This is a genomic window from Luteibacter sp. OK325, assembly GCF_003050935.1.
Classification (GTDB): domain Bacteria; phylum Pseudomonadota; class Gammaproteobacteria; order Xanthomonadales; family Rhodanobacteraceae; genus Luteibacter.
Window position 1 is genome coordinate 577,478 of the sequence record NZ_QAOX01000002.1, and the last position, 25,430, is coordinate 602,907.

The following is a 25,430-nucleotide window of genomic DNA, read 5'->3' on the forward strand; positions in this document are numbered from 1 at the left end:
CATGGAGACCTCGCATGGATCACTTCGTGCCGCGGGCAAGCGGCAGTCTTGCCGAACTGGCGATCGCGCTGGCTCGGCATCCGCAGGCCATCGTCGAGCGTGCGAGCCATGCACTGCTTGAGGGTGATCCGGCCTACGCGGCGCTGCCGCCATCCATACGGGCGGACGTGCGCGAGTCGGTGGAGTTCGCGACACGGCTATGGCTGAGGGCCATCGTCGACGGTCGCTCGCCCGGCGATGAAGAGCTCATGACGATGGCCGAGTCCAGCCGCCGTCGCGTGCACCAGGGCGTGCCCCTGCCCAGCCTTCTGCACGCCGTGCGCCTTGGCTCTCGTGAACTGTGGCACACCCTGCTCGAGCAATGCGGCAGCGGCCCGGAGAGTCGCGAGCAACTGCTCACCCTGTTCTCTCCCTTCCTGCTCGACTTCTTCGACGCCATCTCACAACGGCTCGCGTCCGCTTATGTCGACGAGCAATACCAACGCGCGCGCTGGCGGGATGCCCTGCGCTACGAACTGCTAACCATCATCTTCAGCTTCCCGGACGATGCGGCTGCCTTCCGACGCACGACGGAAGCCCTCGGTCTGGATCCCGAGACGCCACGAGTAGCCCTGGCCCTCGATGTCGACCTTTCCGAAGTACTGCCCTCGCGCATGGAGGGTGAACTGGATCGCATCGTGCTTTCGGTCTCGCGTTGCCTGAAAGTTTCTGCCGGTGAACTTGTCCGGACGTTTCACCGTGGCCATGTGCTGATCTGGCTACCGACGGTGCGCGGCGACTCCGTGCTTGCGACGGATACCTTCATGCGCGCCTATGCCAGCGAAGTCATGGACAGCACGCGCGACGTCCGCGCCGTTGGCATCGGCCTCATGAACGCCGGGCCGACCGGCTGGGCCGCGAGCGCCAACGAGGCGCTCCGCGCCCTCGAGTCGAGCCGGCTCACGGCGGTAGCCGGCCCGGTCTCCTCCTATTCCGACTTCGTCCTCCAGGAAAGTGCCCTGCGCTCGGACAGCGCCCTGCGCTACCTCGAGGCACTGATCGACCGCCTGTCACACGAGCAGGAGCTCCTGCAGACGCTGTCACTGTTCTTCGAATACGGCCAACACCGCAAGCAGGCCTCGGAGCGGCTGGGCATTCACCCAAACACCCTCAACTACCGACTCGGTCGCATCGAGGAAATCCTCGGCGCGGACCTGAGTGACATCAACTGGCTGGCCAAGCTCCACGTTGCCATTCAACTGCGGCAGGTCAGCGATCGTGCCGGTGCTACGGAGCGACCATGATTTCACCGACCATTTCCGTGTTCGGCTCATTCTTTCCCACCTGGCTGCTTTTCGCCTTGCTCGGGGTGATCTTCGCCTTCGTAGTGCGCGCCATCTGCGTGGCACGGCACTGGGATGCCGCGCTCCCGCTTCCGGTCCTTTTCTATCTGGCCTGCGCCGCGGCGTTTACGTTCGGCAGCTACCTCGTGTGGCTGGCATGAACGCGCCCTCGCGCCGTGCCGGCACGGTGGCGACCGTCATCGCCGTCGCCCTCGCGGTCGGTTTCTTCACGCTGGTGCTTTTCCGCATCGATTCGCAACCACGCACTCACGTGGCCTATCTGTATGCCGACACCACGGCACTCGCGCCCGACGTGGATGGGCGCATCGTCGCGATCCACGCACACGACAACCAGGCGGTGCATGCCGGTGACCTGCTGGTCGTGATCGACCCGGAACCGTATGAACTGCGGTTACGCCAGGCACACGCGCAGGTCGCCGCCCTCGAAGCACAGGTGAGCCTGGCTGGCCGTCAGGTCACCTCGCAGAACTCAGGCGCCCAGGCGGCGCAGACGAATGTCGTACGTGCACGGACACAGCTGAAACTCGCCGACGAAACGCTCGCGCGGCTACAGCCCATGGTCGCCCCCGGCTATGTCACCCAGCAGAAGCTGGACGAAGCCGTGGCCAACCAGCGCTCCGCCGCAGCCGCGCTGGACGCGGCATCGAGCCAGGCCGATCAGGCGCGGCAAGGCGTCAGCGACACGCACACGCTGGAAGCCCAGCTCGAAGGTGCCCGTGCCGCCCTGCTGCTGGCCGAACGCGACCTGCGCATGACGCGGCTGGTCGCGCCGTTCGACGGTGTGGTGACGGGGCTGCAGATTGCCGAAGGCACGTACGCAGTCGCCGGACACCCGCTGTTTACCCTGGTCGACGCGCGTCATTGGTACGCGGTGGCGGACTTCCGTGAGACCGATCTGGCAGGGATTGCCGTAGGGGACCGCGCAGCTGTCTGGCTGCTCGGCGATACGGCGCGCAGCGTAGCGGGTCATGTGGAGAGCCTCAGTCCCGGCGTGCAGGGTGACGTGGGGGGCGGTCCCGGACTCCCCACGGTGGAGCGGTCGCTGAAATGGGTGGTCATCGCCCAGCGTTTTCCCGTGCGGATCCTGCTCGATGACCCGCCTCCGGCACGCATGCGCATCGGCGCGACGGTGACCGTCGTCGTGCGGGGACCCCATGTTCACTGACGACCGGACGGCATGGGTGAATATCGTTCGCAGCGAGCTGAGGATGGACCGCGTGCGCTGGGTGCGCATGGCCAGCATGACCGGCTGCGCCACCTTCCTTGCGACGGTGTTCCTCGTCTTCCGCGTGCCCTTGCCCGCGTATGGCGCCTATGTGGTGCTCATGGCAGCGCAGCGCGATGTCGTCACGTCGATCACGCTGTCCATCGGTGCGCTTGCTGCCGCCACGGCCGGCATCGCCTTCAGCACCCTGTTGTATATCGCGGACGTCGGCGAGCCTGCGCTTCGGGTGCCGGCCATGGCCGTGGTGATGTTCGGGGCGATGTACCTGTCGCGCATGCCGAAGGTGGGACCGATCTTCTTCCTCAGCGGCTTCATGTTAGTGGTCACGCAGACGCTGGTCGACCAGATCCCGAATACCGAGGCGCTGACGCACCTGCTGTTGTGGCTGCTTCTGCTGGTCTTCTGCGCCTGCACCCTGGTACCGCTGGTCGAGCTTTTCGTCGGGCGCAAGCCCGGCGCGGTGTTCGCCGACGGCATTGGCGAACGGGTGGCCCTGCGCACGCCGACGATTTCCTTGCGCGAACTCACCACCCTGGCTTCGCGTCTCGGTCCGCGGGCGCTGCGTCGTCTCGCTGCCGCCGTGCAACTCGAACAAGTCGCGGCGATCCACTCAACCGCCGGGAACGACGCGCTACTGGCCCGCGCAACGCAGCATTTCGCCAGGCAACTGGACAACCCCGGCGATGAAACCGGCACGCCCCTGCCCCCGTCGCCTGCCCAGCGCGATCACGTGGCAAGGGTGAGGTTCGCCTTCAAGGCCACGCTCGCCGCCATGCTCTGTTACATCCTCTATTCGGGACTGGACTGGTCAGGTATCCGCACCTCGATCATCACCTGCTTCTTCGTCGCCCTGAGCAGCACAGGCGAAACCATCCACAAACTCGGGCTTCGACTCTCCGGAGCGCTTATCGGCGGCGTACTGGCCGGTGTGTCGATCGTCTTCCTGTTTCCCGTCATGGACGATATCGGCGGTTTCGTCGTGCTGTTCGCTTCGGTCACCCTGCTCTGCACATGGGTAGCCACCGCCAGCCCGCTGCTCGCCTATGCCGGCCTGCAGATGGCCTTTGCCTTCTACCTCGGCGTGCTTCAGGACAGCGGACCGACCGATGACCTCACGGTGCTGCGCGATCGACTGGTCGGCATCGTGCTGGGCAATGTCGCCATGTCGCTGGTGTTCTCGACGCTATGGCCCGTCAGCACGACCGCGGCGGCGAAGGCCGTGCTCGCCCGTGTGATCAGGCGGCAGGCGCGGCTGCTCAACGAAAAAAAGCCGCCGGCCGCGGTGGACATCGTCGCCACCGCCGTCGACCTGGAAGAAGGGTCGCGCCTGAGCCTGCTTGCGTCCTTCGATATCGGTGAAGCGCGACACCCGGAGGCTGCACCGCTGGGCATGCTTGCGCCGCTCGCGCAGGTGGTGGCCTGGTCCAACGTGTGCCTTGTGGAACCCGGTGCAGACGAAGGCATCCGCGCGTCGATGCTCAAGGCGCTGGATGCGCTGGACGAGGAGACGACACATGCACGTTAGCCCTCGCGCAGCCTTTTACGCGCTTGCGTTGCTGTCCCGGGCAGCCATGGCCACACCTCCCGAAGAGGCACCGGTCCATGTCGTTCCCGGCCAGCGCTACGATCTCGCGGCGCTGATCGACATGGCCGAACAGCTCAGTCCCGAAACACGCGAGGCCTGGAATGAAGCGCGCGCCGCGGCAGCAGGCGCCGGCATCGCGCGCAGCGCCTACCTGCCGCAGATTGCCATCGAAGCACTTGGCGGTGCGCAGCGAACGCCACTGCCGGTGCCATCGAATCTCGTTCCCAAGGGCTACTTCGTCTCCGACACACGCGAGGTCATTCCCACCCTTACCGCAAAGTGGTTGCTGTTCGACTTCGGGCGGCGCGATGCCAATCTCGACCGTGCCAACGCGCAGACCTTTATCGCCAACGTCGCGTTCACCGGCGCTCACCAGACGCTCGTTTACACGGTCAGCCACGACTATTACGCGCTCGGCGCGTCCGCTGGCAAGCTGGGTGCCGCGAAGAAAGGTCTCGACACCGCGCGTATCGACAACGACGCGGTGAGTGAGCGCCGCCAACGTGGTGTTGCCACCTCGGTCGAGCAGGCACGCTCGGACCGACAGCTTGCGCAGGCGCGGTTCACCGTGGTCCGCGCGCAGGGCACGGCCGACCTCGCGCGCGCTACCCTCATCGCCGATATCGGCTTGCCGGCCGGGAGCGCACTGGAGGTTGCCGACAATGCCGCCGAGGTGCTTCCGCTTCCGCCTGCCAGCAACGTGGACAAGTACGTGAACGAGGCCTTGTCCGACCGGCCGGACCTGATCGCTGCGAAAGGCAAGATCGACGCGGCCGATGCGGCGATACGCGAAGCGTCCGCGGATTTTCGACCCACCATCGGTGCCACCGGACAGGCCTTCTTCAACGACGGGCGCCTTCGTTCGGACGGCGGGCCCTGGTCGTCCGTTCACCGGCCGGGTGGCGCGATCTTCCTGCAGTTCTCATGGACGCTCTTCGACGGCGGCGCCCGGCGGTCGAAGCTGGCCCTCGCGACCGCCCAGCGCGATGCCGCGACGGATGCCTATCACCGGTCCCGGGACGTCGCCGGCAAGCAGGTCGCCGAGGCCTTCAGTGCCTTGCAGACCGCGCTCGCCTCGGCAACCGCGGCCGCTGAAGTCACGCGCACCGCGACCATCGCCCATGATGCTTCGCTGGCTGCCTTCCGCCATGGCCTGGCGACCTTTGACGACCTGGCTGGCGAAGCCAATGCGCTGAGCACGGCACGGGCCGACGAGGAGGACGCGCGCGCCAGTGCTTTCACGGCGGCCGCCGCATTAGCGTTGGCAACCGGTCAGTCCAGGGCGACCGCGGAGCGCCTGCCATGACCGCTGACACGGTCCGACTGACGATGCGCGGCTTCAGATGCCCCCTCACCGGTCCAGACCATGCCCCTTCAAGGTGAGCGAAATATCGAAATGCCAGATATTGCGCGAGCCATTTTCCGGTGAGGCCAGACGATGCTGTAGCGATCCCAGGTCGTCGTGAACTTTCGGATAACGCGGACCATCGGAGCGGTTGCTTGACAGGTAGAGCTCGCCGAAGACGCGACCAGGCACCGGGGCGATGTCCAGCGATGCGCTGTTGATGTCGCCGGGAAGACGCTCCGGCTTCGCCCATTTCCCATCGTCCCCCCGGAAGCTGATGTAGATGTCAGTGCTACCGACCGAATCGCCCTCGTTGCCCGAGTACACGATGTAACGCTCCTGGGGATCGATACCAGGGTCCATGCGGTTCTGCGCCACGTCACCGAGCTCGACACGCTCCGGCGGCGAGTACCCCGACGGCGTGCGCCTTGCGACATAAATCTGATACAGCTTGCCCGAGTCGGGACGATGGGCGGAGAAGTAAATGTTGCCGTTGGCGGCGATGGATGGATTGTAGATCTGCGCGCCGTCGTTGAGCTGCCCATCGACATGTACCGGCGCACTCCACTTACCGTTCGGCTGTTGTTCGACGTACCAGAGATTCGTGCCCGGGAACTGCTTGCCACCCAGCTCCGCGACGAGCGCGGTACCGCCTTCCTGCACGGGACGGTTCGACACGAAGTAGAGACGCTTGCCGTCCGGTGAAATGGCCGGTTCAGAGTCGTGCCACTGCCCGGAGAACGGCGCGATCTCGGGCGTGGACCACTGCTTTCCGTCGCGGCGCGAGACCAGGATCGTATCGTCCTTCTCTGCAAAGTCCGATCGCATGAAATAGACAGTCTTCCCATCGGGGGTCACCGCCGCGGACGTCTCCTGCAGTCCCGTGGAGATGACACCGGGGGCCAGCAGCTCGCCGGCCATGGCAGTGGCGGCGATAAGGCCGAGAAAGAGACTGGTCGTCAGGATGTAGGTGCTCGATCGCATGACTTGTTCCTCGTCACAGGGTGGCTTGACCCCATGAACGATGAGCCTTCGCGAAGGCACCCGCATGCGAAATGTGATCGATGGTGTTGCGTGTGGGACGAACGGCGCGCAGCGCGGTGCGAACGGTCAGCTCATGCCCAACGCATGGCGCGCACTTGCGCGAAAGCGGCGGCTGAGGTTGAGCCGCGTACCGTCATGCAGAACCACTTCCGCACTGCCCTGGAAGAGCGGATGCACTTCGGCGATACGGTCCACATTGACCACGATGCCCCGGTGGATGCGAAGGAATCGCGTGGGGTCGAGCGTCGCCAGCAGTCCCGTCAGCGGTTCACGATGCAGGTGTGATGTACCGGCGGCATGGATACGTACGTAGTTGCCATCCGCGCGGATCCAGTCGATGTCCGCGGTAGCGATGACGCGGATATGTTCGCCGCTCGGCACACTGATCCGTTGCAGGTACGACGTCGCCGCGGTTGTCGGGGCGACGTTGAGGCCCTGCCAGTGCTGCCGCACCCGACACATGGCCTGGTCGAACCGGGCCTGGTCGATCGGCTTCAGCAGGTAGTCGATGGCATTGGCGTCAAAAGCCCGCAAGGCGTGCTGGCCGTAGGCTGTCGCGAAGACGATCATTGGCAACGCAGTTCGCTGCATCCCGTGCAGAAGACGGAAGCCGTCCATCCCGGGCATGCGGATGTCCAGGAAGAGGAGCTCCGGCTCCAGTGCCGCGATGGCCTGCTTCGCCTCAGCTGCGTTGCCGCACTCACCCACGACGGCGATATCCGGGTGCGAGGCCAGCGCCTGGCGAAGCGCAAGGCGCGCGAGCATTTCATCGTCGACGAGCAATGCACGGATGGCCGGCGCGCTCATGCCACCTGCTCCCGGTACGGGAAGCGCATCTCCACGCGCGTGCCACCATCGGCGCGCCGCGACAGCTCGAGCGTGGCCGAGCCACCGAAAAGCATGTTCAGCCGGGTTCGCGTGTTTCCCAGGCCAATGCCGTCTTTGGCACCCTCCGGCGGCAGTCCGAGCCCGTCGTCGTCGACCTGCACGTGCAGATCGTCGCCATGGCGACGCGTCACGATACACAGCGTGCCCCGCTCGGGCTTGTCCAGGAGGCCGTGTCGCAGGGCGTTTTCCACAAGCGGCTGCAGGATCATGTTGGGCACAAGCGCACGCACCGTGTCGCCGGCTACATCCATATGGGTGACCAGCCGGTCCTGGAAACGCACCTGCTGGATACCGAGGTAGCACTCCAGGAACTCGAGCTCACGCGACAGCGGTACCTGTTGCGCGTGCCGCTCCTCCAGCGTGAGCCGGAGGAAATCGCTGAGCCGCGAAATCATCAGGCGCGCCTGCATGGGATCGGCAAGCGCGAGCGCCGAGATGGCATTCAACGTATTGAAGAGGAAATGTGGCTGAAGTTGCACGCGAAGCGTCTGCAGCTGGGATTGGACGAGCTGCGTTTCCAGGTGTGAGTTACGCAGTCGCTCGTCGCGCAGACGCTGCTGCGAGTCGATCGCGCGAAGCAATACCAGCAACACCCAGTACGTGATGAAACTCAGGTGGGCGTTGTAGACGAACTGCATGTGCACGAAGGCCCCGAAGGAAATGTCCTTCATCGAAGGCGATGGCCCGCAGATCGACCAGTACAGGGTCAGCGTGAGCAGGACCTGCGCCGTCGCCAGAACCAGACCGGCCGGCACATGGATGGCAAGGAAGCGACCCCAGTTTTCCTTGGTGGTCACCCGGCCAAGCCAGGCGACCAGCGGCGTGATGAACATCCACAGGTAGAAGTCGATGAAGGTCCAGATGAGGGGCCTGCCCCAACCGACACTGTGGCCTTCCGCGCGGGAAGAGATCACCGAACTCGCTGCATAGGACACGGCAAGTACTGTCCACAGGGCCAGCACGAGGCCCCACTTCTTCCACGCTGGCCATGTCATCGGATCGGTCACGGCGTTTTCCCCAACGGAACGGGTCAAGTATGCGAGGGGTTCCAGGTCCAGAACAGTGCCGTCAGTCGGGTGCATGGTGGAACGCTACGACAAGATGGCGCGGGTGTCCTGCGCAACAGGGCGGACGGCGTGGCGCCTGTGACAAGCGGTACGGTTCGCGTGTCTAACGGTCGTCGCAACTACGCCGGACGGATGAATGCCACCAGCGCCCGGGCAGCGGGTGTGAACGCGATCGGCCCGGTAATGACCATGCTGACGATGATCGTGGAAACGCCCCAGATATAGGCCGGATGCACGCGACGCCGGATGATCATGTCGTAGATCGGCCCGGCCAGGCCGAAAGCCAGAATGGCGGCAAACATCACCATGGGCGCGGCGCGGCCAAACGATTCCATCGGCAACAGCCGCCCGATGCCGGGACCGAGGATGGAGATGGTCGCGCAGAGCATCAGGCGCTTGTGCCACTCCGCCTTCTTGCGCGCAAGCACGCCCGCGGTAACCAGGCCACCGAACACCACGATGCCGATCGTGTTCATCACGAGGAATAGCGGCGGCGGGAAGAACGACGGCACGGCGTTGAAGCGAATCGCGAACAGAGTAGCCGCCAACCCCATCACGAGCATCGCGAAGGCGAGCGCCGCGCCAATCCATCCGATCCGGCGGTGAAGCTTCAGCGAGCCGCGCGCGACGATTGCCGGTTGCGCGACGAACAGCACGATCCACAGCGTGAAAACCATGCCGTGGATGGCCAGCAGAAGCGGAAACCTCGTACCGGCCGTGAAATCGTCCGGCACCGTGCGCGAGAAGCCGGCAATGATGACCGCTGCCATCGCCAACGACATGACAAGGTAAAACGGCGGCCGCACGACCCTCGACGAGGTCCGGCCAATGTCCACGCTGCTCATTCCTCATCCCCGGGAAAGCTGCCACGAACGAGCCTAGCGGCGTGCGGCCGCTTCCGATAGCGCCCAAAAGTCGGGTACGGAGAGGTATGTCGCAAGGATTACGGAGATGCGTCGTGCCGATGGAGCGCCGTGATGATCCTCGCGACCACCTCGCCGATGCCTGTGCCGCCGTGGATGCTGATGCCAAGGCGCGCAACGACCAGCCGCTCCGACGGCACGATCACGATGTACTGACCGAAGGCACCGCGGGCGAAGTACATGTCTTTCGGCAGCTCCGGCAGACCCCACGGGGCGTCCCAGACCGGCACGCTGCCCTTGTTGACGAGGTTGGTCCAGAAACCCGCGCCATAGCCCGTATCGAGCGTCTGCGAGTGGCTGTAAGACACCCAGCCCTCGGGGAGGAGGCGTTGGCCGTTGACCACGCCGTCGTCGAGGTAAAGCTGTCCGAAGCGAGCAAAGTCCCGGGTGGAGGCGTAGACATGGCTCGAACCAACGGGCGTGCCCGCCCCATCGGTCTCGATCACCGCGTGGCGCATTCCCAATGGCGTGAAAAGCTCGCTGCGCACGAAGCGTTCCGCGGCGACGGCATCGCGAGCGCCTGCAGCATCCATCGCCATGCGCGAGAGCAGCACGTAACCGAGGTTGCTATACGCCCAGGCGGTACCGGGTGGATGCCCTGGCGGCACGGTGGCCGCATACCGGGCCATGTCGCTTTCGAGGAAGAACATGCGCGACATCGGGTTGAGCGGACCGTCGGTCTCGTCGAAAGGCAGGCCACTATCCATTCGCAGCAGGTGATCGACGGTGCCATCCCTGCGAAGCCTGCCCTGGCCGACCAGAATGCCGACCACGGCGTTGGTGACCGACTTCGACAGGGAATGCCCCCAGATCGGCGTTTTCGGCCCATAGCCGGGCGCATAGCGCTCCGCGATCAGTTTGCCGTCGTGGAGCACGACGATGCCCTTGGTCAGTCGCGGATTCTTCGGGTCGGGTTCGGAAAAGGCCTCGTCGAGCGCCTGACGGATGGCCGGGTCGGTGGGCTCGACGACCACGGAGCCCATGGGGTCGGACACATCGCCGGCATCGTTAACATCCGTGGTACTGGCGGGACCAAGGCCAGCGACATCGGGCACTTCCTCGTTGCCGTGAATGAGCAGGCATCCCAGCCCATCCCGATACACCGCCCGCGCCCCGAATGCGCCCAGCACCGTCGTCCGCACCTCGCGCCGTTGGCTGTCGACATCGTATCGAAGCGCCCATCCGATGCTGCGCATGTTCGGCAGCTGCTCCTCGCGGAAGAGGCGGTCGGGATCCACGTGCGAGATGAAGGCCGCGCCGCAAAGCGAACGGCTCACCGAGTTGGTCGCCGTGCGGAAGAGATCGCCGACCGATAGCGCATGGAAGCCGGCTGCCCCCGCCACGAGGACCACCACCACGCCGCCGACGATCTTGATGCTGCGAGAAACCATGCGCCCTTCCCTCCCCTCTGGTCAGGGCAGTACTTTCGCCCCTCACCGCCGCGCGTGCCAGCGGTAAGGGACGAACCGTGCAGAATCGGGGACGAAGGGGCGCAGAGCCTTCGGTGCCCACCCTCGCTGCTCAGACAGTCCTCCGCGCTCGGTTCGGAAGACCGCTTCGCGGCCCATGTCTTATGTGGCCTGCGGCCGCTCACTTGTGCGGAACTCGCCTCGAGGGTGGGCACCGAAGGCTCTCCCGAGCCCTGAGGTTCGCGTGGGTCGAGCCAAAGCGCGCGCGGCAGCATCGTCGGCCGGCATGTCAGCACGGGCGCGAGGAAGGTGTTGGGCAACCGGGTGCTAGCAACCGCGTCCGCATCGCCCCGGGCTCCGACAACGGTCGGGGGCAACGACGGCACCACGCAACGGCTCTCCTTCCACCCAACCGTATCGTCGTGAGAGACCTTGGTGTCCACCCTCGAGGCGAGTTCCGCACAAGTGGAGCGGCCGTAGGCCAGATAGATACATGGGCCGCGAAGCGGCCTTCCGCACCGAACGCGGAGGACTGTCTGAGCAGCGAGGGTGGGCACCAAGGTCTCCCCCGCGAGACGCCCAAGTGTAGAGGGCGACGGCGACGGCGAGCCATGCGCGAGGTGCGAAAGAATGCACGGCCTGAAAGCTGAGCGCCCGGCCCCGGTAATCCGCGAAGAACTTTTTCCTTGCTCTGACCGGGAGTAATATCCGGGGCGGCAGAGATTCCGGAGGCTAGCCATGAATGACCGGAACACGTTCACATCTTCGTCGGACATCATCAGCGACGCTGCGGAGCTCGCCGATGCGGTGGTCTCCAAGGACCTGACCGAAGCCCGGTTCCTGGCCGCCCTGGTTGTCATAGAAGCGCGTGAATCAGGCCAGCTGCGGATCATGGCCGCGGCGGCGAGCGTGATGGCTGCGCTGGGCACGAACGAAGCCGCTCCGCTGCCGGAGCTGGGCGTCGCGCTTCTGGACCTCGCGGATGAACTGGCGACGCTTGCGGCAAGCCATGCTGTCGCTCACCCGGATATTGCCTGGATAAAGTTCTCAGGCAGGCGATCGATGGCGACTGTCCCGGATCATCCCAGGCCTGCCCGCTCGCCACGAGTCCTGATCGTGGAAGACGACCCGACGCTCACGGACACCATGGTCCAGGCACTGGCGCGTTCGGGCATGACGGTGGTCGGTTGCGCAAGAGACGCCCGGACCGCCAATCAGATGCTGCGCCGACAACCGACGGTCGTCCTCGTGGACTACACCTTGCTGGACGGCCAGTGCGACTCCTTCATCGACCGCGTTCGTGCCACCGGGCTTCCCGTCGCAATGCTCACGGGCTTCCGGCCCAATGAGCTGCCCACGAAATACCGCCAGCTACCCATCCTGAGCAAGCCGTACGGAATAGACGCGTTGACGGCCCTGGTAGAGCGCCTCGGCTAGAAATTCGGTGACGCCTCCCATAGGAGCCGCTTCAACGCCGAAAGATCCTACGCCAAGGCCGCACGCGCGTATGAGCATTGGGACGTCCATACTTCCATCTTCACTTGACTTTGACTACGAGCCATGTGAATCCTCTGGAAGTCAATACAGCCCGAAGCCCCTCGCATGCCGAATTCACCGTCCCTGGCGATCGTTTACGAACACCCCGAATGGTTCAAACCGCTCTTCGCCACACTCGATCGTCGCGGCGTGGCGTACCAGGCCATCCAGTTCCAGGACCATGGATTCGATATCGCGGAGAAGGACGCACCGGCTCCGTTGGTGTTCAGCCGCCTGGCGATGAGCTCGTTCCTGCGTCAGGACGAGCACCCCATTTTCTACGCGCAATCGCTTTACGCGCACTGGGAGTTGAACGGTACGCGGGTGATCAACGGTACCCCCGCCCTCGCCATCGACGCGTCCAAGGCGCGCCAGATGTCGGTGATCAAGTCGCTGGGCCTGGATATCCCCGCCACGCATGTCGTTCATCGGCAGGCCGACATCGTCGCCGCCACGAAAGGCCTTCGCTTTCCTGTCATCGTGAAGGTGAACATCGGTGGGTCGGGCGCCGGAGTGTCACGCTACGACACGCTGGACGAGTTGAAGCAGGCCGTTGCCGACGGCACCACGCCGAAGGGCATCGACAGCGTCACCCTGGTGCAGGAATACATCCCCGCGCGCGACCAGCACATGGTTCGCATGGAAACCCTGGACGGCAAGTTTCTTTACGCCATCTCCCTCAATACCGACGGCGGAACGTTCGACCTGTGCCCCGCCGATGTCTGCCTGATCGACAAGCCGACGGTCACGGTGCGCGAGTACAGGCCCGATCCGGAAGCCATCCGCGCGGTCGAAGCCATCGCTCGCGCAGCGAAGCTCGATATCGGCGGCATCGAGTTCATGATCGACGATCGCGACGGCGCCCGTCGCTTCTACGACATCAACGGCCTTTCCAATTTCGTCGCCGACCCGCTCAACGTGCTGGGCTGGGATCCACACGAGAAGCTGGTCGACTACCTGACACACGCCATCGACGCCACCACGGGGAAAGCAGCATGAGGTATGGATTCTGGGCACCGGTTTTCGGCGGATGGTTACGCAACGTCCGCGATGAAAACATGGAAGCCAGCTGGGAGTATCTCAGCCGCCTTTGCCGACGCGCCGAGGAGATTGGCTACGATCTCACGCTCATCGCCGAACTGAACCTCAACGACATCAAGGGTGTTACCGAGCCCGCGCTTGACGCCTGGTCGAGTGCGGCCGCGCTGGCGGCGGTGACGCACAAGCTGGAGATCATGGTGGCGGTGCGCCCCAATTTTCACCAGCCAGCCTTGTTCGCCAAGCAGGCCGCCAATATCGACCGCATCTCCGGCGGCCGGCTTGCCCTGAACGTGGTGTCCTCCTGGTGGGCTGACGAGGCCAACCAGTACGGCCTGCAATTCGACCAGCACGACGACCGTTACGCACGAACAAACGAGTGGCTTCAGGTGGTCGACGGTCTCTGGTCGCAGACCCCCTTCACCTTCACGGGCGAGCGCTACCAGCTGAAAGATGCCATCTGCGAACCGAAGCCGCTTTCGTCGCCCCGTCCCACCATCTATGCCGGTGGAGAATCCGAGGCGGCCAAGTCACTCATCGCCGAACGCTGCGACGCCTATGTCATGCACGGCGACGAACCCGAATTCATTGCCGAGAAGATCGCGGACATGCGAGCCCGTCGTGAACGCCTCGGCTTGCCGCCGATGCAATACGGCATGGCCGCCTATGCGATCGTGCGGGACACCGAAGAAGAGGCGCTGGCCGAAGTCGAGCGCATCACGGAACTGGACACCGAGGCTCCCGGCTTCGCCAACTTCGACCAGTGGCTTTCCGGAACCCAGCTCGAGCGCGAGCTGAAGATCAAGGAATACTCCGTGTCCAATCGCGGCCTGCGTCCCGGCCTGGTCGGTACGCCCGAGCAGGTCCGTGCACGCATCGCCGAATTCTCCGCCGCGGGCCTCGACCTGCTGTTGTTGCAGATGAGCCCGCAGCTGGAGGAAATGGAGCGGTTTTCACGGCAGGTGATCCAGCTCACCAGCGATAGCTGACCCGCGTGTAGAGATAACGCCCGCTGTAGCCGAACGGTGAGTAATCCGGGTACGGCCATGTGCCACCCACGGCGCCATCGCTTCCGGCTTTGTACTTCTGTGGGTAGACATTGGTGAGGTTGTCGGCACCCGCGGTGAACGTCCAGCCGCTTAGCGCGTAGCTGGCCGACAGGTCCAGCAACCAGCGCGCCGGGAAGACCTGGTCGAAGCCGGGGTTGCTGACCGGATCCTGGTTGACGGTGAACTGGCCATAGCGGGTAAGCGCGCCGTGCAGGTTCCAGTGACCAAGGCCGTAGTCGGTTCCCAGAGCGATCTTGTCGCGCGGCGCACCGTTCGTGATGTAGCCCTGCGCGATATGGCCTACCCGTACCAGCTCCAGCCCGTTCTCCGCCAACGCGGGGGGATTGGGCGCGACGGAAAGGATCGACGTGTGGTTGCGATTGTAGGCAGCGGTGAACTGCAGCGTCCCGGCCGTGCCGAGGTCGAGGCGATAACCGCTGCTGAAGTCGACACCGCGCGTGCGTGTCTTCAGGGCATTGGTGAAGTAACTGCCACCCTGGATATTCGAGAAGCCCTGGCTTTGCAGATACCCCTGAACCTGGTCGCCGACGAGGTTCTCCGAAGGCACGATGCGATCACCGATGGTGATCTGGTAGAGGTCCAGCGAAAGCGTCCACGCGCCTGGCGCGTATACCGCGCCAAGGGTGTAGTTGTGCGACTTCTCGGCCTTCAGGGGCTCGGCCCCAAGGGCCTGTGCCACCGGGTCGTTCACGGCAAAGTTGCGGATCTGCGTCGGCATGCCGCCGATCACATTGGTCGACGTGGTGGAGTAGTACTGCTGGGGCAGCGAAGGCGCGCGGAAACCCGTACCGGCGGTACCGCGCAGCGCGAAGCTATCGGTAAAGTCATAGCGCGCCGACAACGTGCCCGAGGTCGTGTTGCCGAAGTCTGTGTAGTCTTCATGACGCACGGCCAGTGAGCCACTGAGCTTGTCGGTGATCTGGTTCTCGAGGCTCACGTACTCGGCAACATCGTGGCGGCTATGCTTACCGGAATCCCCAGGGGTGAAACCGGGAAACCCCTGCGAGCCCGTGCCGAAATACGAGGCCGGATCGCCCGGCTCGATTGCGTACTCCTGATGCAGGTATTCGACACCGAAGGCCAGCGTCACCGGGTTATCCAGCCATCCCAGCGCAAGATCCCGGGCGATGTCGACGTCGAAGGCCTTCTGCGTGGCGATCAGCCGGCCAGCGTTGAAACGCGTGGGGCTGGCCGCGCCCAGGTCCACGTTGAGCGTATGGATCGGATCGATGCTCACCCGGTTACGGCCGTAATTGCCGCTGATGTCCCAACGCCAGCCGCTTTGGGTTGTACCGCGAACACCGGCGACGATGGCGCTGTCGATCGACCGCACATCGTTGAGCGGCAGATAGCCATCGGGATAGATGGACGGCACGTTGCGCGTTCCGTTGTACGTGCGAAAGAGCGCCGGCGACGTGCCTTCGCGACTGCTGGTATCGGCGAAGGCGTAGAAGTCCACGTTCGACGCCAGGGCGTACTGGACGTTCAACAGCGCCTGGTGGGTGCGGATATCCGGCTCGCCGATCCGCTGCGTGCGCTGGCCGTACACCGGCGAGGTGGGATCGCGATAGTCGCGCCCGCCACGATCGGTGGCATCCGCATGGCCGTCGACCACGCTCAGCCGCGCCCAGCCCTTGTTACCGCCAAGAGGCACGCCAAGACTGGCTTCTCCCTGCCACTGTTTACCGTCGCCGGCGCTGTATCGGCCAGCGGTGATACTGGCCTCGTTGGTTCCCGGACCTGCGGCACCCTTCAGGACAATATTGATCACGCCCGCGATCGCGTCCGACCCATATTGTGCCGACGCGCCATCGCGCAGGATCTCGATGTGATCGATGGCCGAAAGCGGAATGGAGTTGAGATCGGCCGGTGCGGAGCCGCGGCCCAGTGCCCCCTGCAGGTTGAGCAAAGCGCCTGTGTGCCAACGCTTTCCGTTGACCAGAACCAGCGTCTCGTCCGGGGATAGACCACGCAATGCGGCCGGACGCACGATGCCCGAGCCGTCATTTCCCGGGGCCCGGGGAAAGTTGAGCGACGGAGCCAGCCGCGACAGCACCGCGCCGAGCTGCGTATCGCCGAAGGACTGGAGATCCTGCGCGGAAACGACGTCGATGGGCGACAGGCTGCTGCTCTGGCTACGGTTGACCGAGCGGGTCCCGGTCACCACGACGGTTTGCAGTTTCGTGGCCGAATCGCTGCCATCGCCCGTGGGTTTGTCCTGGGCGTGGGTCGCGTTGGTATACAGGGCGGCCGCGATCAGCACGGACAGGGCGACGCGCGAGGGCTGGGGATGCCTCATGGGGTATTCCTTTGTTTTTTCAGGCAACGCCGTGACGACGCGGCATCGAGCCGCGCGGCGCGCGTGGGACCGGGGAGCGAGCCGCCGGATCGGCGGTCGGGCTCAGCGCCTTAGCGCTGGCGGATCAGGCAGTGCGGCAACAACAACACGCAGCGATCGACGAAGCGACGGCCGTGGAATGCGTGTGGGTGAGCTGCTGCGGGATCAAGATGGTGTTGCCTCGCGATGTGTCCAGGGGGACGGGACGTTTAGATGTCCGAACCTCGCCACATGCTGCTGCAGGAAGTTTCGAATGTCAACTTCTTGCCAAAGGCATTCACAGGCAATTCGACGTACGTGTGGACAAGACAGGCGACAAGTACGGCCACGCCGACACACGTGAGCCACGCCAATCCGTATGGCATGCCCTGGTCGATCAGGATCGGCATGGTCACGTAACCGATCATCGAATGGACCAGGTACAGCGGGAAGCTGATGTCGGCAAGGAAATCGAGAATCCGGTTTTTCCTGAATCGGTTCTTTGCGAGGTAACACACCCAGAAAAGTACGAGGGCGTACGTGTAGTTCTTTACCAGTGGCCCGAAATATTGCTGTTCATAGAACGAACCGATCGCGACGAACAGACCGAAGATGATCAGCCCGTAACCGAACGCCGTGACCGCATCGAGTTCGTGGTAAAGCACGTAATAGAACAGGCAGCCGAGGAACATGAAACTCATGAACTTCGTATCCGAGATCAGGTACGAGAAGAACGATCCCGGATCCAGGCCATGCGTGGCGACATACGCGCCGACGCAGCACAGCGCAAGGAACCCGATAGAAAGCATGACGACCTTGTGTGCGCTCTTCCCGATCAGGGTGATCAAGGCGAACACGAGGTAGAACTTCACCTCCACGGCCAGCGACCAGCAGACGAAGTCCAGCGACGGTATGCCCGCCGCGCTATGAAGCAGTGGAAGATTGCGCGTGACGAAGGGCCAGGTGACCCGATCGGAAAGTGGCGTCGACCAGTACCGGGAACTGACTACGTACATGACCAGGCTGATCAGCAGGCAGAACCAGTACACAGGGTAGATGCGGAAGAACCGCCGCACGAGGAACTGCCCGGTCGAGAGATTCCTGAGGCTGACCGGGATGACGAAGCCGCTGATGAGGAAGAACACGGCGACACCGAAAGCGCCGTAGAGAAACCCGCCTGCCCCCGGCGCCAGGACATGCCGCGTGTATGCCGGCTGCAACGGGACGAAGCTCGCGGGCACCCCGACGATCGCGAGCACGGCTGGCACGAAGAAGATCCCCCAGTAGTGGTTCAGCACGACAGACAGCGCCGCGATGGCTCGCAACTGGTTGGCAAAGACGATCTTCATGGCATGTGGCACTTCCTGTAGGAGCCGCTTCAGCGGCGAAACGGGTCCGCCGTAACCTGGCCCGCTGCCGCGGGATCGCCGATGAATCGGCTCCTACGACAGCTGGGTCCGCCGTAACCTGGCCCGCTGCCGCGGGATCGCCGGCATAGCCGGCTCCCACAGCCGGCATAGCCGGCTCCCACAGGGTGAGTGCTCTTTAGAGGCTGGAAGGTTATGCCTCAGCCTGCCCGGGCTTGCTCCGCATGCACCACGAAGGCGAGGGCCTGCTGCAGCTCGCCGTAGCCGACCGGTTTGACGAGGTGGTAGTCGAAGCCTGCGCGGGTGGTTGCTGCCTTGTCGGCCTCCTGCCCCCACCCGGTCTGCGCGACGATGGGAAGATGCCCCAGGGCGGGATCCTCGCGGAAGGCGCGGCATACGGCGTAGCCGTCGATCGAAGGCATACCGATATCCAGCAACACTACATCCGGCCGGAAATCACGGGCGGCATCGAGGGCCGTCCGTCCGTCGAGCACGAGCTGGTGCTCGTGTCCCATGTCGTTCAGCAGCCAGCCTATGGTCTTGGCGATGTCCGCGTTGTCATCGATGACGAGGATCCTCAGCGCCCGACCGTTCAAGCCGGTGTCCGGAATGACACGCGCCGCGGCTTCGTCCTCGCTCGGCATGAGTAGCGGAAGGCGAACAGTGAAGCTACTTCCCGCGTTCTCTCCGTCGCTGCTTACAGCGATCGACCCTTCATGCATCGACACAAGCTGTTTCACCAGCGCCAGGCCGATGCCGAGCCCACCCTGCGAACGGGTCAGGTGTTCGCCCACCTGGGTGAACAACTCGAAGACGTTCGCCTGCATGGTCAACGGAATACCCATGCCGTTGTCCGAAACCGCAATGACGACATCCTGCGCATCGCGGTACGCGTCCAGCGTGATGCTGCCTGCCGAAGGCGTGTACTTGGCCGCGTTGTTGAGCAGGTTCCCGACCACTTGCGTCAAGCGGGTCTTGTCACCGTTGACCCACAGCGCATCAGGCCCCGTGTTGACCCGCAGGGTGTGGTTACCACCGTCAATGAACGGCTGGCTCGCCTCGAGCGCCGCATGGATGATATCTGCCACCTCGACCTTTTCACGCTTGAGGACGATCTTGCCCTGGCTGACCCGGGAGACATCGAGCAGGTCGTCAACCAGGCGCACCAGGTGCACCAGCTGCCGGTCCATGACACCGTGGATCTGTGTGGTCCTCTCAGGTGTCGGCTGGCCCCTGAGCACGTCAAGGCCCATCCGCAACGGCGTGAGCGGATTGCGTAGCTCGTGGGCAAGAATGGCCAGGAACTGGTCCTTGTAACGATCCGATCGGGTCAGGGTTTCGGCATAGGCTTCGAGTTCGTCGCGCTGCGCGGCTATCTGCTGCTTCTGGCGATGCAGGTCGAAGAAGACCCTCGTCTTGCTGCGCAGGATGTCCCATTCGACGGGCTTCTGGATGAAGTCGACGGCGCCGGCCTCGTAACCCCGGAACTTCCTTTGGTTATCCGTGTTGCTCGCCGTCAGGAAAATGATCGGCACATGGCGCGTGCGCTCATTGCCACGCATCAGCTCGGCAAGTTCGAAGCCATCCATCCCGGGCATCTGCACGTCGAGCAGGCCCAGGGCGACATCGTGGACCAGCAGGAGCTCCAGTGCCTCTTCTCCCGAGCGTGCCTTGAGCAGCACGAGGTCATCACGACGCAACAGTGCCTCGAGTGCGACGAGGTTGTCTTCGAGGTCGTCGACGAGAAGAAAATGAACCGGACTCATGGCAGCCGCGTCCTTACCGATGATGGGAGAAACCACGTCAAAGATCCTGCTTCTGGTAAATTCTTTCCTCCTGGACGAACTCCTGGAAAGCGCCAGCATGGTCGGAAAAACGGAGGCTTTCCTTCGAGCCAAGACCCAGGAACCCCTTGCGTATGAGCGAGTCACTGAAAAGCCCGATGGTCCGATCCTGCAGCGTGCTGTCGAAATAGATCAGCACGTTGCGGCAGGAGATAAGGTGCATCTCGCCGAACACGGCATCGGTGACCAGGCTATGGTCGGCAAACACGACCCGCTCCCGCAGCGAACGATCGAACGAGGCCTTTCCATACGCCGCCGTGTAGTAATCCGACAGCGAGGAACGCCCGCCGGACTGCTGGTGATTCTCCGTGAACCCCCGGATGCGATCCAGGTTGTACACCCCTGCGGCGGCCGCCTCCAGTGCTCCGGCGTTGATGTCCGTGGCGTAGAACATCGTTCGCTGGTCCAGCCCCTCCTCGCGGAAAAGAATGGCCAGCGAATAGAGCTCCTCGCCACTGCTGCAGCCGGCCACCCATACCTTCAAGGACGGATACGTGCGCAGGTGCGGCACGACGTGCTCGCGCAATGCACGGAAGTAGGAAGGGTCACGAAACATCTCACTGACCTGCACGGTCAGATAACTCACCACCTGCGGCCCCACGGACGGATCGTGCAACAACGCTTCGAGCATGGCCGAGTGCGTGCGGTAGCCAAGCCTGTCGCGCAACTGCTTCAGGCGTCGCGTGATGGAGGCCTTGGAGTAACCACGAAAATCATAGTGAAAACGCTGGAACAGCGCTTCGAGGATAAGGTCCACTTCGATCGCCTCGAGGCGATCCACCGTGCTCTCGACGAGGTTCATTGCGCGAGCCATACACGTACCAGCGAAAGCAGTTTGTCGACATCCAGGGGTTTGGCCATGTAGTCGCTCGCACCGGCCTGCAGGCACGTCTCCTGGTCGTCGGGCATGGCCTTGGCCGTAAGCGTAATGATAGGCAGCTTCTTCCAGCGAGGGTCGTCGCGTATCGCGCGCGTTGCCGTCAGGCCATCCATCACCGGCATCATCACATCCATCAGCACGAGGTCGATGTCCTTGCCTGAGCCGTCACTGGCCTTGTGCAGGGCATCGATCGCCTCCTGGCCGTTACGGGCGACCGTGAGCACGCAGCCACGCGGCTCCAGGATGTTGATCAGCGCGTATACGTTGCGTACATCGTCTTCGACGATCAGCACCCGCCTGCCCTCCAACAGTGCGTCACGGTGCTGCGCTTCCTGGATCATCCGCTGGTGTTCCGGCGGCAGGTCGGTGACCACCTGGTGCAGGAACAGCGACACCTCATCCAGCAGGCGCTCGGGTGACTTTGCACCCTTGATGATGATGGAGCGGGAGTAGACGCGAAGACGCGTCTCTTCATCGGCCGTCAGGTCGCGACCGGTGTAGACGATCACCGGCGGGAAGGCATGGATGCCCTCCCCGCTCAGCGTCTCGAGCAACGTGAAGCCGGAGGCGTCGGGCAGCGAAAGGTCCAGCACCATGCAGTCGAAGGTCTGGCCCTTGAGATGTTCCAGGCACTCCGCCGCCGTCGCCGCCGCGACGGTTTCGACATCCGCCGAAGCGAGCAGCTGGCGGATGGCGTCGCGCTGCACATCGTCGTCTTCGACCACGAGCACGCGCCGGACGCCTTGCGAGAGCCTCGCGTCGAGCTTGTTCAGCACCTCGGCCAGTTGCGCGCGCTTGACCGGCTTCAGCAGGTAGCCGACCGCGCCCATGGAAAGTGCCGCGTGGGAATGATCCGTCGCCGAAACGACGTGGATGGGGATATGGCGTGTCCGGACGTCACGCTTGAGGATATCCAGGACGGAGAGACCCGACTGATCAGGCAGGCCCACATCGAGCACGATCGCCTGCGGCAGGTAGTGCCTCGCCAGGGCAAGCGCTTCCTGGGCACTGGTGGCGATCAGGCAGCGGAAGTTCATCTCGCGCGCAAGCTCGAGCAGGATCCCGGCGAAACGCTCGTCGTCCTCGATGACCAGGATGGAGCGGCGATGGTCAGCGGCTTCGAAACGGTCGTCGGGGATCCGGGGTGCGATAGGGGACGCGGCCTCGACCACCACAGGAGCCGCGGATGTTGGCAGCCGGACGGCGCCCGGTAGCCGCGGAATCGTCAGGCTGAAGGTGCTTCCCCTGCCGACTTCGCTGTCCACGACGATGCCGCCGCCAAGAAGACGCGACAACTCGAGCGAGATGGACAGGCCAAGGCCGGTTCCACCGTATTTGCGGCTGATCGTGCCGTCCGCCTGCTGGAAGGCCTCGAAAATCCGCGTCTGCTGCTCCGCCGAGATACCGATGCCGGTATCGCTCACCGCGAAGACGAAATCGCCCTGCCGGTTGCACGAGACGTGCAGATGCACGCTGCCCTGCTCGGTGAACTTGAATGCATTGGACAGCAGGTTCTTGAGCACCTGCTCCAGCCTCTGGCGATCGGTCTCGACGATGGGCGGGCAGCCAGCCGACGTTGATACCTCGAAGGTGAGTCCTTTCTGCTCGGCGATCGGCTGGAACAGTGGAACGAGGCCCTTGATCATGCGGTCGACGGACAACGACTCCGCGTGAATCTCGATGTGACCCGCCTCGATCTTCGACAGGTCGAGGATGTCGTTGATCAGCGTAAGCAGGTCGTTGCCGGACGAGTGGATGGTATGGGCGAACTTGACCTGCTCTTCCGTCAGGTTGCCGCGAGGATTGTCCGCAAGCAGCTTGGAGAGGATCAGCGCCGAGTTCAGCGGCGTCCGCAATTCATGGGACATGTTGGCCAGGAAGTCCGACTTGTACCGGCTCGCACGCAACACTTCCTTTGCCTTGTTTTCGATCACTTCATTCGCGCGGGCCAGGTCGTCGCGCTGCGATTCCAGCTGGTTGGCCTGTTCTTCCAGGTGGGCGTTGGTCTGCTCCAGCTCGGCCTGCTGCTGCTCCAGCTCATGCTGGGATTGCTTGAGCGCGCGGCTCTGTTCCTCGAGCTCCTCGTTGGATGCCCGCAGCTCCTCGCCCTGATGCTGCAGCGAGTCCGACTGCCGGCGCGTTTCCTCGAGCAACCGGCTTAGGTCGGTGCGGTAGGTCGCCGAGCGGAGCGCGACGCCGATGGCGGCGGAAGCCTGCTCGAGAAGGGTAATGACGTCTTCGTCCACGGCGCTGAAGAAACCGAGTTCCAGCACGCCATTGACTTCACCATCGACCACGGTCGGCATGAGGACGAGATGCCGCGGCTTGTCCTGGCCCAACGCCGAGCCGATGGCCAGGTACCCGTCCGGCACGTCATTGACGACGAACGTCCTGCGCTCCGCAGCCGCCTGACCGAGCAAGCCTTCGGTCGGCAGGAAGCGCTCGACGACCTGATGGCCCGGGGCGAGTCCATAAGCGCCGATACGCTCGTAAGCATTGGCGGCACCGACGAAAAGGACCCCGGCCTGCGCATCGGCGAAACGCGCAAGGAACGACAGGATGTTCGCGCCAAGCGTCTCCGTCTCCTGCTCACCCGCCATGACGGCCGCCAGTTCGAGCTGCCCTGCCTGTAGCCAGGTCGCGCGTATTCGGGTGCGCGATGCATTACGGATCATCACGGCGACGAACACCGTCAGCGCTACGCCAAGCAGGCCGCTGAGAAGCCCGCTCGTCAACGCATTGCCATAGGCAGCAGTCATCTCGACGACGCGCTTGTCGCGCAGCGCCAGTTCCTCCGCCTGCATCCCGCCCAGGCCGGTCCGGACGGCATCCATGGCGGCCTTCCCGCGATCGCTGTTGACGACGGCCAGGGCCGCATCCAGACCGCGCGTTCGGCGCAACTCGATCGTCTCCTTGAGCTCGGCGAGTTTGTCGTCCAGACGGCCGGTAAGTTCCTTCAGGCGTGCCTGTTGACCCGCATCGTCCTGGGTGGCTGCCTTTATGGACTGAAGGCGCGCCGGTATGCTTGCCAGGGCAGCGCGATACGGCTCGAGATACCGCTCGTTCCCCGTCAGCAGGAACCCGCGCTGACCTGTCTCCGCGTCCTGGGCGCTGGAAAGAATGTCGCTAAGCGCGACGACCGTATGCTGCGACTGGATGACCTTCTGATTGCCGTCGCGAATGGTCCGTATGTTCACGTAAGCGAGAACGCCGCTGACCACGAAAAAGACGATAACGGCGACCAGCGCAATGGACGTGCGCTGATCCATCGCGCGCGAACGCGACGCACGGGGTGCTTTCGAAGTCATGGGGCCCAGGCTGGTTAACTGTCGTAGCGGGTAAATATATCATCGGGAAACCGTAATCAAGATGGTTTCCCCCGCGTACGAATCTCAGCTCGGAACCCGGCTCCGGACCGGCTTAATTCACCCCGTTTTCACGCTTGGTTAGGCAGCGACCGAAGGGCCTGGATCTACGCGGTCACCTTGCCCTCGACACGCTTCAACAGCTCATCCCACGCCGCAACAAAGGCATCGCCTCCATCGACCTGCAACTTGTCAGCCAGCACAGCGAGGTCGAGGCCACCGTCGGTGGCTACGCGCCGCAACGCCGCACCGGCCTCGCGGTCCAGGGTGCCGCCCTGGCTGACCGTTCCATGGTCGGCAAACGCACGCAGCGTCGCATCCGGCATCGTATTGATCGTCTCAGGCGCAACCAATGCCGTGATGTACAGCGTGTCGTCGGCTTCGGGATCTTTCACGCCGGTGCTCGCCCATAGAAGCGTCTGCGGCATCGCCCCGGCCGTAGCCAGCGTTTGCCAGCGCTCGGAGGCCAGGATGGACTGATAGGCGTCCCATACGTCCGCCGCGACCGCCAGTCCCAGGCGATTGCGCAGATCGGCGCGTCCCTGTTTCGCGGCGGCCGCGTCCCAGCGACTGACGAACACTGACGCGACGGAACGTACCTTCGGATCGAGGCCACCGAGGATGCGCCGTTCGATCCCTCGCATGTATGCCTCCGCCACGGCCACGTACTGATCTCGCGAGAACAAGAGGGTTACGTTGATCGCGATGCCCTGGAAGATCGCCTCCTCGATAGCCACGGCACCTTGCCGTGTGCCGGGAATCTTCACGAAGGCATTGGCCCGGTCCATCTGCGCGTGCAGCCGTTGTGCCCATTCCAGCGAGCCCTTGGCGTCGTTGATCAGGTGAGGCGACACCTCGATGGACACCCATCCGTCCTTGCCCGAGGTCGCCTCATGAATCGGGGCGAACAGGTCGGCCGCGCGACGAAGGTCCTGGACCATCAAGCGCAGCACGATTTCTTCGGGCGTCGCACCCGTCGCCCGCTCACTGGTGATCTGGGCGTCATAGTCCGAACCACCGGCAACCGCCTTGGTAAAAATGGAAGGGTTCGAGGTCAGGCCGGTGATCGAGAAATCGCGTATGTACGTCTCGAGCAGACCGGTATCGATCATGTTCCTGGAGATGTTGTCCAGCCACAGACTCTGGCCGATTTCCTGAAGCTTCGAGGTCGCATTCATGAGCTG

General features: G+C 63.9%; 19 protein-coding genes. 8 read left to right on the forward strand and 11 right to left on the reverse strand.

Annotation, left to right across the window (positions count from 1 at the left end; genetic code table 11):
• Positions 1 to 14: 14 nt before the first annotated feature.
• The 5 genes from C8J98_RS06440 to C8J98_RS06460 are packed head-to-tail and all read left to right on the forward strand — an operon-like array spanning position 15 to position 5,459.
• Positions 15 to 1,283 carry a helix-turn-helix domain-containing protein gene (locus C8J98_RS06440; RefSeq protein WP_158272623.1) on the forward strand — a complete coding sequence of 423 codons (1,269 nt, stop codon included), beginning with the start codon at positions 15 to 17 and terminating at the stop codon, positions 1,281 to 1,283.
• Positions 1,280 to 1,483 carry a YtcA family lipoprotein gene (locus C8J98_RS06445; RefSeq protein ID WP_107912028.1) on the forward strand — a complete coding sequence of 68 codons (204 nt, stop codon included), beginning with the start codon at positions 1,280 to 1,282 and terminating at the stop codon, positions 1,481 to 1,483. Before C8J98_RS06440 ends, C8J98_RS06445 begins: the two co-directional genes overlap by 4 nt.
• Positions 1,480 to 2,508 (forward strand): biotin/lipoyl-binding protein, encoded by a 1,029-nt coding sequence (locus tag C8J98_RS06450; protein WP_107912030.1) that lies wholly within the window; start codon positions 1,480 to 1,482, stop codon positions 2,506 to 2,508. The genes C8J98_RS06445 and C8J98_RS06450 overlap by 4 nt, the downstream gene beginning before the upstream one ends.
• A complete protein-coding gene (locus tag C8J98_RS06455) occupies positions 2,498 to 4,093 on the forward strand; it encodes an FUSC family protein (protein ID WP_107912032.1) in 1,596 nt (531 codons plus the stop codon). The genes C8J98_RS06450 and C8J98_RS06455 overlap by 11 nt, the downstream gene beginning before the upstream one ends.
• Positions 4,083 to 5,459, forward strand: coding sequence for a TolC family protein (locus tag C8J98_RS06460; protein ID WP_158272624.1), 1,377 nt, complete (start codon positions 4,083 to 4,085; stop codon positions 5,457 to 5,459). Before C8J98_RS06455 ends, C8J98_RS06460 begins: the two co-directional genes overlap by 11 nt.
• 45 nt (positions 5,460 to 5,504) lie before the next feature.
• Here C8J98_RS06460 and C8J98_RS06465 read toward each other — a convergent pair whose 3' ends face one another.
• From C8J98_RS06465 to C8J98_RS06485, 5 genes are all read right to left on the reverse strand, one after another.
• Positions 5,505 to 6,482, reverse strand: a complete 978-nt coding sequence (locus tag C8J98_RS06465; RefSeq protein ID WP_107912036.1) for a PD40 domain-containing protein — start codon at positions 6,480 to 6,482, stop codon at positions 5,505 to 5,507.
• A 126-nt stretch (positions 6,483 to 6,608) separates the two neighbouring features.
• On the reverse strand, positions 6,609 to 7,349 hold the full coding sequence (locus C8J98_RS06470) for a LytTR family transcriptional regulator DNA-binding domain-containing protein (RefSeq protein WP_107912038.1): 741 nt from the start codon (positions 7,347 to 7,349) through the stop codon (positions 6,609 to 6,611).
• Entirely contained in the window at positions 7,346 to 8,437 is a 1,092-nt protein-coding gene (locus C8J98_RS06475; RefSeq protein WP_233260132.1) for a histidine kinase, read from the reverse strand. The genes C8J98_RS06470 and C8J98_RS06475 overlap by 4 nt, the downstream gene beginning before the upstream one ends.
• Positions 8,438 to 8,616: 179 nt before the next feature.
• Positions 8,617 to 9,342 (reverse strand): hypothetical protein, encoded by a 726-nt coding sequence (locus C8J98_RS06480; RefSeq protein ID WP_107912042.1) that lies wholly within the window; start codon positions 9,340 to 9,342, stop codon positions 8,617 to 8,619.
• 98 nt (positions 9,343 to 9,440) lie between these two features.
• On the reverse strand, positions 9,441 to 10,811 hold the full coding sequence (locus C8J98_RS06485; protein ID WP_107912043.1) for a serine hydrolase: 1,371 nt from the start codon (positions 10,809 to 10,811) through the stop codon (positions 9,441 to 9,443).
• A 756-nt stretch (positions 10,812 to 11,567) separates the two neighbouring features.
• On the opposite strand from C8J98_RS06485, the gene C8J98_RS06490 reads away from it, so the two are divergent.
• From C8J98_RS06490 to C8J98_RS06500, 3 genes are all read left to right on the forward strand, one after another.
• Positions 11,568 to 12,266, forward strand: coding sequence for a response regulator (locus C8J98_RS06490; RefSeq protein ID WP_107912045.1), 699 nt, complete (start codon positions 11,568 to 11,570; stop codon positions 12,264 to 12,266).
• Between the two features lie 165 nt (positions 12,267 to 12,431).
• Entirely contained in the window at positions 12,432 to 13,364 is a 933-nt protein-coding gene (locus C8J98_RS06495) for an alpha-L-glutamate ligase (protein ID WP_107912047.1), read from the forward strand.
• The gene (locus C8J98_RS06500; protein ID WP_107912049.1) at positions 13,361 to 14,392 is read left to right on the forward strand and encodes an LLM class flavin-dependent oxidoreductase; all 1,032 of its coding nucleotides are present in this window, start codon (positions 13,361 to 13,363) and stop codon (positions 14,390 to 14,392) included. The genes C8J98_RS06495 and C8J98_RS06500 overlap by 4 nt, the downstream gene beginning before the upstream one ends.
• On the opposite strand, the gene C8J98_RS06505 is transcribed toward C8J98_RS06500, so the two are convergent.
• From C8J98_RS06505 to tal, 6 genes are all read right to left on the reverse strand, one after another.
• Positions 14,376 to 16,772: a TonB-dependent receptor gene (locus C8J98_RS06505; protein WP_107912051.1), complete on the reverse strand. Its 2,397-nt coding sequence runs from the start codon at positions 16,770 to 16,772 to the stop codon at positions 14,376 to 14,378. The two genes, C8J98_RS06500 and C8J98_RS06505, sit on opposite strands and share 17 nt — an antisense overlap.
• 248 nt (positions 16,773 to 17,020) lie before the next feature.
• Positions 17,021 to 18,139 carry an acyltransferase gene (locus tag C8J98_RS06510; RefSeq protein ID WP_107912053.1) on the reverse strand — a complete coding sequence of 373 codons (1,119 nt, stop codon included), beginning with the start codon at positions 18,137 to 18,139 and terminating at the stop codon, positions 17,021 to 17,023.
• A gap of 218 nt (positions 18,140 to 18,357) precedes the next feature.
• Entirely contained in the window at positions 18,358 to 19,959 is a 1,602-nt protein-coding gene (locus tag C8J98_RS06515; RefSeq protein ID WP_199229831.1) for a response regulator, read from the reverse strand.
• Position 19,960: 1 nt separating this feature from the next.
• Positions 19,961 to 20,803: a CheR family methyltransferase gene (locus tag C8J98_RS06520; RefSeq protein WP_107912055.1), complete on the reverse strand. Its 843-nt coding sequence runs from the start codon at positions 20,801 to 20,803 to the stop codon at positions 19,961 to 19,963.
• Entirely contained in the window at positions 20,800 to 24,189 is a 3,390-nt protein-coding gene (locus C8J98_RS06525) for a response regulator (protein WP_199229832.1), read from the reverse strand. The genes C8J98_RS06520 and C8J98_RS06525 overlap by 4 nt, the downstream gene beginning before the upstream one ends.
• Positions 24,190 to 24,353: 164 nt before the next feature.
• Positions 24,354 to 25,424 (reverse strand): transaldolase, encoded by a 1,071-nt coding sequence (gene tal, locus C8J98_RS06530; RefSeq protein ID WP_107912059.1) that lies wholly within the window; start codon positions 25,422 to 25,424, stop codon positions 24,354 to 24,356.
• Positions 25,425 to 25,430 lie beyond the last annotated feature (6 nt).